The 11505-nt window shown below is 69.8% G+C and carries 9 protein-coding genes and 2 tRNA genes; 4 read left to right on the top strand and 7 right to left on the bottom strand.

Translation table 11 applies throughout. From position 1 onward, the window contains the following. Positions 1 to 63 precede the first annotated feature (63 nt). The 4 genes from ACERZO_RS28505 (at position 64) to ACERZO_RS28490 (ending at position 2693) form a co-directional block, all read left to right on the top strand. Complete coding sequence (locus tag ACERZO_RS28505) at positions 64 to 1389, top strand: aspartate aminotransferase family protein (protein ID WP_372667823.1); 1326 nt, start codon at positions 64 to 66, stop codon at positions 1387 to 1389. 74 nt (positions 1390 to 1463) lie between these two features. Continuing rightward, positions 1464 to 2033, top strand: coding sequence for a hypothetical protein (locus ACERZO_RS28500; protein WP_372667822.1), 570 nt, complete (start codon positions 1464 to 1466; stop codon positions 2031 to 2033). Further along, the gene (locus ACERZO_RS28495) at positions 2030 to 2233 is read left to right on the top strand and encodes a DUF6186 family protein (RefSeq protein WP_364463248.1); all 204 of its coding nucleotides are present in this window, start codon (positions 2030 to 2032) and stop codon (positions 2231 to 2233) included. Before ACERZO_RS28500 ends, ACERZO_RS28495 begins: the two co-directional genes overlap by 4 nt. 4 nt (positions 2234 to 2237) lie before the next feature. Then, entirely contained in the window at positions 2238 to 2693 is a 456-nt protein-coding gene (locus tag ACERZO_RS28490) for a hypothetical protein (protein WP_372667821.1), read from the top strand. Here ACERZO_RS28490 and ACERZO_RS28485 read toward each other — a convergent pair. From ACERZO_RS28485 to ACERZO_RS28455, 7 genes are all read right to left on the bottom strand, one after another. Continuing rightward, positions 2668 to 4017 carry a cellulose binding domain-containing protein gene (locus ACERZO_RS28485; RefSeq protein ID WP_372667820.1) on the bottom strand — a complete coding sequence of 450 codons (1350 nt, stop codon included), beginning with the start codon at positions 4015 to 4017 and terminating at the stop codon, positions 2668 to 2670. The two genes, ACERZO_RS28490 and ACERZO_RS28485, sit on opposite strands and share 26 nt — an antisense overlap. Further along, positions 4014 to 5645, bottom strand: a complete 1632-nt coding sequence (locus ACERZO_RS28480) for a glycosyl hydrolase family 18 protein (protein WP_372667819.1) — start codon at positions 5643 to 5645, stop codon at positions 4014 to 4016. Before ACERZO_RS28480 ends, ACERZO_RS28485 begins: the two co-directional genes overlap by 4 nt. Positions 5646 to 5746: 101 nt before the next feature. Continuing rightward, positions 5747 to 7231: a T3SS effector HopA1 family protein gene (locus ACERZO_RS28475; RefSeq protein ID WP_372667818.1), complete on the bottom strand. Its 1485-nt coding sequence runs from the start codon at positions 7229 to 7231 to the stop codon at positions 5747 to 5749. A 265-nt stretch (positions 7232 to 7496) separates the two neighbouring features. Further along, positions 7497 to 7570, bottom strand: a tRNA-Arg gene (locus tag ACERZO_RS28470). A 41-nt stretch (positions 7571 to 7611) separates the two neighbouring features. After that, positions 7612 to 7701 (bottom strand) — tRNA-Ser (locus tag ACERZO_RS28465). Positions 7702 to 7766: 65 nt separating this feature from the next. After that, complete coding sequence (locus ACERZO_RS28460) at positions 7767 to 9482, bottom strand: phosphatidylglycerol lysyltransferase domain-containing protein (RefSeq protein WP_372667817.1); 1716 nt, start codon at positions 9480 to 9482, stop codon at positions 7767 to 7769. Positions 9483 to 9519: 37 nt separating this feature from the next. Next, on the bottom strand, positions 9520 to 11499 hold the full coding sequence (locus ACERZO_RS28455) for an acetoacetate--CoA ligase (RefSeq protein WP_372667816.1): 1980 nt from the start codon (positions 11497 to 11499) through the stop codon (positions 9520 to 9522). Between the last annotated feature and the right edge of the window lie 6 nt (positions 11500 to 11505).

Genomic DNA, 11505 nt, shown 5'->3' with positions numbered 1-11505 from the left:
CGAACAAGAAAGCCGGAATCGTGAGATGGACGTGTCGCTCGGTGACGTCTTACCGTCGACGGCATGGCTGCCCCGACCTCCGAAACCACCGCAGAAGCGTTCTGGACCGACGCCGACCGCCACCTCGTGCGCTACGGCGGCGCCTTCACCCACGAAATCATCGACCACGCCGAAGGCAGCTTCGTCTTCACCGAAGACGGCCGCCGCATCCTCGACTTCACGTCCGGCCAGATGAGCGCGATCCTCGGGCACTCGCACCCGGAGATCGTCGACACCGTCCAGCGCCAGGTCGCGAAGCTCGACCACCTGTTCAGCGGCATGCTGAGCCGCCCGGTCGTCGACCTCGCGCGACGCCTCGCCGAGACGCTCCCGGCGCCGCTCGAAAAGGCGTTGCTGCTGACCACGGGCGCGGAGTCCAACGAAGCCGCGATCCGGATGGCGAAGCTCGTGACGGGCAAGCACGAGATCGTCTCGTTCGCCCGCTCGTGGCACGGCATGACGCAGGCCGCGGCGAGCGCGACGTACAGCGCCGGCCGCAAGGGGTACGGGCCGGCCGCGCCCGGCAACTTCGCCATCCCCGCGCCGAACGCGTACCGCCCGGACTTCACCGACGCCGACGGCGGCCTCGACTGGCGGCGCCAGCTCGACTTCGGCTTCGACCTGATCGACGCGCAGTCGGTCGGCAGCCTCGCGGCGTGCATCGTCGAGCCGATCTTGAGCTCGGGCGGCATCATCGAGCCGCCGCCCGGCTACTTCGCGGCGTTGCAGCAGAAGTGCCGTGAACGCGGCATGCTGCTGATCCTCGACGAGGCCCAGACGGGCCTGTGCCGCACGGGGAACTGGTACGCGTTCGAGCGCGACGGCGTCGTCCCGGACATCCTGACGCTGTCGAAGACGCTCGGCGCCGGCCTGCCCCTGGCGGCGGTGCTGACGAGCGCGGAGATCGAGCAGGAGGCGCACGACCGCGGCTTCCTGTTCTTCACTACGCACGTGGCGGACCCGCTGCCGGCGGCGGTGGGCAACACGGTCCTGGACGTCCTGCACCGCGACCGCCTCGACGAGCGCGCGCTGCAGCTCGGTTCGTTGCTGCGCCACGGCCTCGAGCAGATCGCGTACCGCCACGAGGTGGTCGGCGACATCCGCGGCCGCGGCCTGCTGGCGGGGCTCGAGCTGGTGGTCGACCGCGAGACGAAGCGCAGCTCGGACGAGCTGGGCGCGCGCGTGACGCGGCGCTGCCTCGAACTGGGGCTGCACATGAACATCGTGCAGCTGCCGGGAATGGGCGGGGTGTTCCGCATCGCACCGCCGCTGACGGCGTCGGAGGAGGAGATCTCGCTGGGGCTGTCGATCCTGGACGAAGCGATCGGGGACGCCGCCAAGACGCTCTGAGGGGCGGAATGCGCTGGCCGGGCGCCGGGTTTTTTGTTAGCAATGACAAGGACCTGTCGCGAAGGAGCTAGGCCATGGCTCTCGGCTTCCGCAGTCATTCGCTCACCGTCGACCTCCCGGTCATCGCGCTCGCCCTCGCGGCGATCGCGCACTGGATCCGCGGCGCGCCCGCGGACGCGCTGATCTTCCTGGCGGTCCTGCTGGTCCTCCTGATCACCGAACGGCCGCGAACGGAACCCGCGGAACTCGGAGAACCGTTCCGGGTGCCGGGCTTCGCGGTGGTCGCGGCCGGGCTGCTGGTGCTGGCCTTCGGCCGCGACAGCGCCCCGGTGGCGGTCGCGATCTCGGTGATCGGCCTGGTGGCGCTGCGCGCCGAGTGGCGCGACCCGTCGCTGCCGGTGGACCGCCCGGTGCCACAGCGGGCGTGGCTGTGGTCGGCGGTGGCGCTCTCGTGGTGCGCGTGGGAACTGCTGTCGTTCGGCTACGAGCAGGCGGCGGGCGGGCTGTCCCTGACCCACCCGACGATGAGCGACCTGGTCGACCCACTGCTGACGCACCGGTGGGTCCAGGCACTGGCGATCACGGGCTGGCTGGCGGCGGGCCTGGCGATGCTCCGCGCGGCGGCCACGGCGAGGCGGTCGTGAGCACCCGGGTGCTCACCGAGCTGGGGTTCGGCCTGATCGTCCTGGTGGCGATCGGGCTGGGCGTGGCAAGCCACGTATGGCCGAAGCGCGTGCCGAAGCTGACCAGCGTCCTGGCGGTGGTGATGCGGCGACGAAGCGCGCGGATCGCGTTCGTGCTGGCCTGGTGGTGGGTGGGCTGGCACTTCTTCGTGGGACATTGAACCGATGGACCGCGACCCGGTGATCGACGAATGGCTGCGCTCGACCCGCTTCGGCGCGGAAGGACCGCACCTGACCTGCGACCAGCTGACCGGATTGTTCCTGGCCGCCCACGCCGGCGAGGCACCTCCGAAACCCGTGCTGGAGCGGTGGTACCTGGCGCTCACCCGCCAACGGCGGGTCGCCGACCAGTCCGAGCCGGAGTTCATCCGCGCGGCCCGCGCTCAGGGCTGGAGCTGGGAGACGATCGCTTCGGTGCTCGGGTTGCCGGACGCCGACGCGGCGGAACAGCGGGAAGCCGCCTTGGCCGCGGAACTCGCGCGCACCGACCCGCGTGCGAACCCGCAACCGTGGCTGCCGCTCGGCAAACCCGAGCTGAAGAAGGCCTCCTTGCCGGCCCGGGGAGCCGGCAAGGAGGCCTTCGTTCACGACGACGTCAGAAGCCCGCCGTCACCTTGGTGAAGTCCCAGTCGTTCTGGGCGATGCCGCTGCACGCCGACTGGACGCCGCCGCCCGGGCAGCCTCGGTCGCGGTTGACCGACCAGAACGCCAGGCGGGCGATCTTGTTCGTCTTGGACCAGTTCGTGATCTGGGTCCACGTCGACAAGTCCGTCAGCTCCTGCTGGTCCGACAGCCCGTTCATGCCCGAGATGCCGAGGTGCGCGTACGCCGTGGCGTCGCTCCAGCCGAACGTCGACTTCAGCTTGTCCCGCAAGCCGTTCGCCGCGCTGACCGTGCTGTTGTACATGTTCGCGCCGCCGCCGAAGTCGAACGGCATGATCGTGAACACGTCCACGTTCGCGCCCAGCGCCTTCGACTGGTCGATGAGCCGGTTGCCGTAGTAGTTCGGGCCGGTCGTCGACGTGCCGAACGTCAGGATCGTCTGCACGCCCGGGTTGTTCTGCTTGACGATCTTCAGCGCGCCCAGGATGCGGTCCTGCACGGCCTCGTTCTCGAACTCGTCGGAGTTCTCGATGTCGATGTCGATCGCCTTCAGCCCGTACGCGTTGATCACCTGCTGGTAGGCGCCGGCCAGTGCCGCCGGCGTCGAGCAGTTCGGGCCGAGCTTGTTGCCGCTCCAGCCACCGAACGACGGGACGACCTGGCCGCCCGCCGCCTTGATCTGGGAGATCGCGGTGGCGTCGGCGCTGCCGGAGAGCGGACGGCTGCTGTCCCACGCCGGGTTGCAGCCACCGGAGGCGTTGATGAACGCCATGGTGAACCACTTGACCCCGGTCGCGTTCATCACCGTCTGCGGGTTCGGCGGGCTGCCCCAGCCCATGTACAGGTAGGGCGCGCCCCGGCCACCTGCCGGCGGCGGCGTGGTGGTGGTCGGCGGGGTCGTCGTCGTAGGAGGCGTCGTGGTCGTGGGGGGTGTGCCCCCGGCCGCACACGACCCACCGTTGAGCTTGCAGTTCGACGGCGCGACGTACGAACCCGAGTACGCCACGTTGAAGCCGAAGCTCGCGCTACCGCCGTTGGCGACGTTGCCGTTCCACGTGTTCTTCACCGTGACGTGCTGGCCGGACGCCGTGTAGCTGCCGTCCCACAGCGACGAGATCTTCGCGCCGCTCGGCAGGTCGAACTCGACGGTCCAGGTGGCGAGCGTCGAGCCCGAGCCGTTGGCGATCGTGTACTTGCCTTCGTACCCGGTGCCCCAGTCGGAGCCCTTCGAGAAGGTCGCGGACACGCCGCCCGCCGCGTTCGCCGGGGCGATCACGAACATCGCGCCGATCGTGGCGGCCGCGGCCGCCAGCCCGAGTGCGGGCAACCACCGGCGCTTCACGACAGGCCGTTCTTCATCGCGGTGATGAGCTCGCCGCCCGTGGTGTCGCCGGTCAGCTCCCAGAAGAACGCGCCGCCGAGACCCTGCTGCTTGGCGTAGGACATCTTCCCGCCGATGGTCGCCGGGGTGTCGTAGCTCCACCAGTTGCTGCCGCACTTGGCGTACGCGGTGCCGGCGAACGTGCCGGTCGACGGGCAGGAGTTCTTCAGCACCTTGTAGTCCTCGATGCCCTGCTCGTACGTGCCCGGCGCGGGGCCGGTCGCGGTGCCGCCCGGGGTCGACTGCGTGACGCCGGTCCAGCCGCGGCCGTAGAACCCGATGCCCAGCAACAGCTTGCTCGACGGGACGCCCTTGCTCTTCAGCTTCTGGATCGCCGCGTCGGAGTAGAAGCCCGGCGTCGGGATGCCGGTGAAGTTCGTCAGCGGCGAGTGCGGGGCCGTCGGACCCTGCGCCGCCCAGGCGCCGAAGTAGTCGTAGGTCATGACGTTGTACCAGTCGACGTACTGCGCGGCGCCGCCGTAGTCGGCGACGTCGAGCTTGCCGCCGTTGCTGCCGTCGGCCGTGATCGCCGAGGTGATCAGGAACGACGAACCGAACTTCGCCCGCAGCGCGCCCATCAGGTTCTTGTAGGCCGCGGCACCGCTGGTGTCACAGGAAAGGCCGCACGCGTTGGGGTACTCCCAGTCGATGTCGATGCCGTCCCAGATGTCCGCCCAGCGCGGGTCCTTCAGCAGGTTGTAGCAGGACTGCGCGAACGCGGCGGCGTTCTGCGACGCCTGGCCGAAGCCGCCGGAGTAGGTCCAGCCGCCGAACGACCAGATCACCTTGAGGCCCGGGTGCAGCTTCTTCAGCTTGCGCAGCTGGTTGAAGTTGCCCGCGACCGGCTGGTCCCAGGTGTCGGCGACGCCGTCGACGCTGCCCGCGGCGTCGTAGGTCTTCTGGTAGTCGGCGTACGGGTCGTCGTTCGCCGTGCACTGGCCGTTCGTCACGTTGCCGAAGGCGTAGTTGATGTGGGTCAGTTTGCTGGCCGAGCCCGACGTCTCGATGTTCTTGACGTGGTAGTTGCGGCCGTAGACGCCCCACTGCACGAAGTAGCCGACGTTCTTCAGCGCGCCGGTCTGCGGCGGCGTGGTCGTCGTCGGCGGGGTGGTCGGCGTGGTCGGGGTCGTGGGGGTCGTGGTGGGCTGCGTCGGGGTGGTCGGCGTGGTGGTCGGGGTGCCGCCGCCGGCGTCGCAGGACCCGCCGTTCAGCTTGCAGTTCGCCGGCGCCGAGTAGGTGCCGGAGTAGGCGACGTTGAAGCCGAAGCTGGCGGTAGAGCCGTTGGCGACGTTGCCGTTCCAGGTGTTCTTGACGGTGACGTGCTGGCCGGCCGCGGTGTAGCTGCCGTCCCAGAGGGAGGAGATCTTCGCGCCGGACGGGAGGTCGAACTCGACCGTCCAGGCGGCCAGCGTCGAACCGGAACCGTTGTTGATCGTGTACTTGCCTTCGTAGCCGGTGCCCCAGTCGGAGCCCTTGGTGAAGCTGGCGCCGACGCCGCCGGCGGCGCTGGCCGGCACGGTCACGAGACCGACCGCGAGCGCGCCGACCGCGGTGAACAAACCGAGGAGGTGCCATCTCTTTCTGGACATCGCTCTCCCTTGAGCCAGGTACGGGAACGGCACGGCACCGCGGGGGGACCGAGGCGGTGTTTTTCGCACCGTTTGCGAAGACGTTACGTGGTCCAGACCAATTAGGGAAGAACAACCACGGAGAGTGGTGAACGATGGGTGACCAGCCGAGACGTTCGCGTGTTCACTGGTCCAGTCCAGTTACGGAAAGCAGTGATCGCCACCGTCAGGAGTGTTCCTTTTCCTTCTCTTCCGCATCCTCTTCCCGGGCCCGCGGCCGGAGCATGCCCAGTACCGGGAAAGCGCTCGGATCGGGCGGCCCCTGCCGGGCCGGGTCGGTGAGGTCGATGCCCGCGGGCGAAGTACTCCGCGACGAGCGACTGGAACACGTCCTCCCGGCCGCCGATGCCGCCCGCGTCCTCGATCGCTCGCACGACCAGCGTGGAGCGGTAGGTGGAGAACGAGAACCAGCCGAAGTCGAAGTCGTGCCGGCTCCGTTCCTCGTGGCCCATCGCCTCGGACTGCTTGTTGAGCATGCTCACCAGGCCGCTGTTGGGCGGTTCGTCGCCGACGCCGACACCGGGGAGCAGGCCCCGCGTCAAGCGGGGCACCTCGTTGAGGAAGTGGCCGCCGTGGCTGGATTGGTAGTTCCGGAGGACGTCGACCACCGCCCGCTCGGCGCCGGGGTGCTCGGCCGAGAGGTAGATGACGATGACGTCCCGCACCGTCATCGCCCGCGCGTGGTCGGCGAGCTTGACCCAGATGACGCCGGGGATCGGGTCGACGTGGTCCTTGACGAACCGGTAGACGTCCGCGACGTGCCGCGGGTGCGGGTTGAGGTAGAGCCGGCTCTGCGGCAAACCCCCCTTGTTGCGGAGCATGATCGGGTAACCGCTGCTCGAGTCCGTGGCTTGCTTCTTCGACGTGGAACCGAGGACGTCCTGCGCGGCGAGCGCGGCGACGTACTGGTCGGCGGACGGGACGTTCATCGCCCGCTTCGCATCGGACTGCTTGTAGAAGTCGTCGTAGAAGCTCGCCGCGTCGGTTTCCCCCCGCTGCCACTTGTCCCACATTTGCGTCAGCTGTTTCCGGACGCCCTCCGGAAAAGCGGACCACGACGCGGGTGGCTTCTTCTCCTCGTGCTTGACGAGCTTTTCGCGGGTCCCTTTGACCTCGTCGAGCGAGGGGGCGAAGCCGACACCACCCGACGGGACGAAGTGCGGCGGCAGCTCCTTTTTGCCGGGCCTGTCCGGCCGCGCCGGGACTTCGTACTTCCGGTCCAGGAGAGTCCGAAGCTGGGTGAGCGCGTCCAGCGGCAGGCCATCGCCGAGCGCGCGGTACAACTCGGCGAGGTAACCCTCCCGCTCCGGCCCCGGGACTTTCGAACCGACCGCGAAGGTGATCAGGCGGTTCCACAGTTCGCCCTCGGTGGCGGAGAAGGCTTTGATCCGCTTCTTGGCGGTGGCGGCCGGCTTCTTGTCCAGGGCTTTGATCCGCTGCTTGTCCCCGTCGGAAAGCCGAACCCGCTGCACGACGAGCGACACCACGGCCGCGTTGCCGGCGAGGCGGTTGAGCCGCAGCAGCTGCTCGGCTTCGGGGCGGCGCACGGGCGCGACCGGACGACCACGGGAAGCGCGCTCACGGTCGTCGGGCCGGTGGGCTTTCACGAAGACCCGCCCTCCCGTCACTAGCCCGGGTCCACGGTTTTCGCGTCGGCACCGAACCCGGTGATCGTTCAACGGTGGCACGAGCCGAGCGCACGGACCACCGGCGCACGGGCGACCCCACGGGCAGCGCCGGCTGCCCTCGCAAGCGGGAACGAGAAAGGCCCCTCCGGCGAACCGGAGGGGCCTTTGCTGTCTCAACCAGACGTGCGCCCGAAGGGATTCGAACCCCTGACCTTCTGATCCGTAGTCAGATGCTCTATCCAGCTGAGCTACGGGCGCGTGTTCAGTTGTAACCTAGCACCCGGCGAACCGGGCACCAGCGGAGGCTCCGGGATTTGAACCCGGGAGGGGGGGTTACCCCCAACCGCATTAGCAGTGCGGCGCCATAGACCAGACTAGGCGAAGCCTCCTGGGCCCAACGACCACTGCTCAGATAGGTTACACACCCCCGGATCACCCCTGAACAGGACCCCCCTCACGCGCGTTGCAGCAGCCTGAGCAGGCGCGGGGACCGCCCGCCCAGGCCCTCCGCCTCGAACGTCGCGATGCCCACGCGGGGCAGCTCGCGGACGCCCGGGTAAACCAGGTACCTGGGCACCCAGCGGGGCTGGAACTTCGCGTTGAACTTGTAGAGCGTCTCGATCTGGATCCAGCGCGAAAAGAAGTGCAGGACCTTCGCCGACATGCGCGCCACCGGGCCGGCGCCGATGCGCCGGCCCTGTTCCATCAGCGAGCGGAACGCCGCGAAGTTGAGCGACACCTGCGAAATCCCGTGGCGGCCCGCCGCCAGGAGGAGCTCCGAGATCATCAGCTCGTTGACGCCGTTGTCGGCCGACCGGTCGCGGCGCATCACGTCCAGGGACAGGCCCGTCGAACCCCACGGGACGAACTGGAGCACGCCCCGTACGCGGCCGCCCTGCTCGGCCGTCACCAGGACCGAGCCCGGGTCGCCCATGCGGCCGAGTGCCATCGAGAAGCCGCGCTCGGTGTCCGTGCCGCGCCAGTTGGCCGCCAGGACCTCCAGCTCCGCCAGCTCACCCGGCCGCAGGTCCTCCGTGCGGCGCACCAGCACCTTGTAGCCCGCGCGCTTCGTGCGGGCGGCGGCCTGGCGGACGCCGCGCATCACGCGTCCGTCCACCGTGAACCCGTCGGCGTCGACGACCGCCTCGTCGCCGATCTCCAGGACCTCCAGGCCGAACCTGGCCCAGACCGTCGCGCCCAGCTCCGAGACGCCCATCGCCGCCGGGACCCAGCCGTTGCGGCGGCACACCTCGAGGTACTCCTCGATCGCGCCCGGCCACGCCTCGTGGTCGCCGAGCGGGTCGGCCGAGCACAGTGCCACCCCGGCGATCACGCGGTAGGTGACTGCGGCCTTGCCCGTCTTGGAGAACACCGCGAACTTGTCTCGCCGCAGCGCGAAGTAGCCGAGGGAGTCACGCTCGCCGTGCTCGTCGAGCAGCTTGCGCAGGCGGGCGACCTCGTCGTCGGTCAACCGCGGCGCCGGCTCGGCCGAGCGCAGCAGGAAGTACGCCGACACCAGGACCGCGGCGAGGCCGAACAGCAGCCCGACCGCCGCCGTCATGTCCTCCAGCCACATCTGGTGGAACACCGCCGGCCCGCTGGCCCCGACCAGCGCGAGCGCGGACTCCGCCAGGCGGTCCGGGAAGCTCATCGGCGCCAGCACCGCGCGCGAGGCCACCGACAGCAGGATGACGTTGATCACGAACCCGGCCAGCGCCAGCTGCAGGAACACGCGCACCGCGCGCCAGCGCCCGACCACCGGATCCGGCTTCGCGACGAAGTAGCGCCGGCTCGCGATCAGGCCCACCAGCAGCACGACGGACACCATCCCGGCGCCGAAGACATGCCGCAGCCCGATGTGCGACACCGTGAGCAGCACCGTCGCGCCGACCGCCAGCTGCCAGGCCCGGCGCTTGCGGCGGCGCAGGCCGGCGGCCAGCAGCACCAGCAGCACGCCGGTGACCAGCGCGACGGTCGCCGCCGCGACCGTCGCCTCCTGCGGCAGCTCCAGCCACTCCGACAGGTGCCCGCGCAGGTTGCGCCGCCCGGCGGGCACCAGGACCGACACGAGCGTCATCAGTCCGGCCAGCCGGGTCACCCAGGTGATCACCCCCACGGTGGTGGCTCCCGCCACCCGCCAGGTGGTCTGCGCGCGGGTCCCCGTCACCACCCGTACAACCCGTTGCGGACGATCATGCTTCCCCCATCTACCTCCCGGCGAGCTCCACGAACGGCGTCAACGCCGCCGGGTTGGCCAGCGCGTCGCGGCTGACGGCCCGGTCGGGAGCCACACCGGCGAGGATCTTCTTCACCGGTACCTCACACTTCTTACCGTTCAAGGTACGAGGAATCTCCTGAACCACGACGAACCGATCGGGTACATGCCGCGGTGACAGCGCGCGACGGAGCTCCTTCTTCAGCCGCGGCTCGACGTCTTCGAGCGAAGCGCCGCCGGCGAGCACCACGAAACAGATCAGCTGCCCGTCCTCGTTGCCGGCCGCCGAGGTGTCCACGACCAGGGAATCCGCGATCTCGTCGTAGCCCTCGACGACCCGGTAGAACTCCGCCGTGCCCATCCGGACGCCGCCGCGGTTGAGCGTCGAGTCGCTGCGGCCGTAGATCACCGCCGAGCCGCGGTTCGTGACCCGGATCCAGTCGCCGTGGCGCCACAACCCCGGGTACATCTCGAAGTACGCCTCACGCAGGCGCGAGCCGTCGGGGTCGTTCCAGAAGAACACCGGCATCGACGGCATCGGCTTCGTGATGACCAGCTCGCCGACCTCCTCGACGACGGCGTTGCCCGCCTCGTCGAACGCGTTGACCGCGGCGCCCAGCGCCGGGCAGGACAGCTCCCCCAGCCACACCGGGACGTCGGGTGCCGACGCGACGAACGCCGCGCACAGGTCGGTGCCGCCGGAGACCGAGCAGATCTGGACCCCCTTCCCGACCTCGTTCACGATCCAGCGGAAGCCCTCGACGCTCAGCGGCGCGCCGGTCGAGCCGAGCGCGCGCAACGCCGTGAGGTCGTAGCGCTCGGCTGGCTTGATGCCCGCCTTCAGGCAGCTCTGGATGAACGGCGCCGACGTCCCGAAGTACGTGACGCGGTGCTGCTCGGCCAGGTGCCAGAGCGCGTTGAGGTCCGGGTGGCCCGGGCTGCCGTCGTAGAGGACGATCGTCGTGCCGACGAGCAGGCCCGAGATGAGGAAGTTCCACATCATCCAGCCGGTGGTGCTGAACCAGAAGAACCGGTCGCCCGGCCCGAGGTCCGTCTGCAGCGCGAGGGCCTTGAGGTGTTCGAGGGTGATGCCGCCGTGGCCGTGCACGATGCCCTTCGGCAGGCCGGTGGTCCCCGACGAGTAGAGCACCCACAGCGGGTGCGCGAACCCGACCGGCTCGAACAGCAGGGGCGCGCCCTCGTGCTTCGCGAGCAGCTCGGTCCAGTCGAGTGCGCCGTCCATCCGGCCTTCGCCGACGTACTGGACGAGCACGGTCGCGGCCAGCGACGGCAGCTTCGCCTGCAGGTCGGTGACGGTCCCCCGGATGTCGAACTGGCGGCCGTTGTACGCGTAGGCGTTGACCGCGAAGAGCACCTTCGGCTCGATCTGCACGAACCGGTCCGCGATCGCGCGGACGCCGAAGTCCGGCGAGCACGACGACCAGATCGCCCCGATGCTCGCCGTGGCGAGGAACGCGACCAGCGTCTGCGGGCAGTTCGGGGCCAGCGCGACGACGCGGTCGCCCTTGCCGACGCCCAGTTCGAGCAGCGCGGCCCGCGCGGCGCCGACCTGGGCGCGAAGCTCGCCGTACGTGAGGTGGTCCGCGAAGCCGTCTTCGCGGTGGAAGATCACCGCGAGCTCGTCGTCGCCCTTCGGCGCGCCCGCGACGCCGGGGGTGAGCGCGTGCTCGGCGTAGTTCAGCGTGGCGCCGTCGAACCAGACCGCGTTCGGCATCTCGCCCGAGAGCACTTCGCCCGGCTGGTCGTGCCAGCGGACGCCGAGGAAGTCCGCGACCGCCGTCCAGAAGTCCGGGCCGCGCTCGACGGAGAACTCCCAGAGCGAGCGGTAGTCGTCCACCTCGACGCCGCGTTCGGCACGCAGCCACTGGCGGAAGGCTTCGATCTTGGTGTCGGCAACGTGGCTCGGCTCAGGGCGCCAGAGCACTTCGGGGGCGTCGGCGGTGTGCGTCACGTCACG

Origin of the sequence: Amycolatopsis kentuckyensis (assembly GCF_041679295.1) — a bacterium.
Lineage (GTDB): Bacteria > Actinomycetota > Actinomycetes > Mycobacteriales > Pseudonocardiaceae > Amycolatopsis > Amycolatopsis kentuckyensis_A.
Note: the sequence above shows the minus strand (reverse complement) of the source record. Positions and strands in the feature narration are given on the sequence as shown.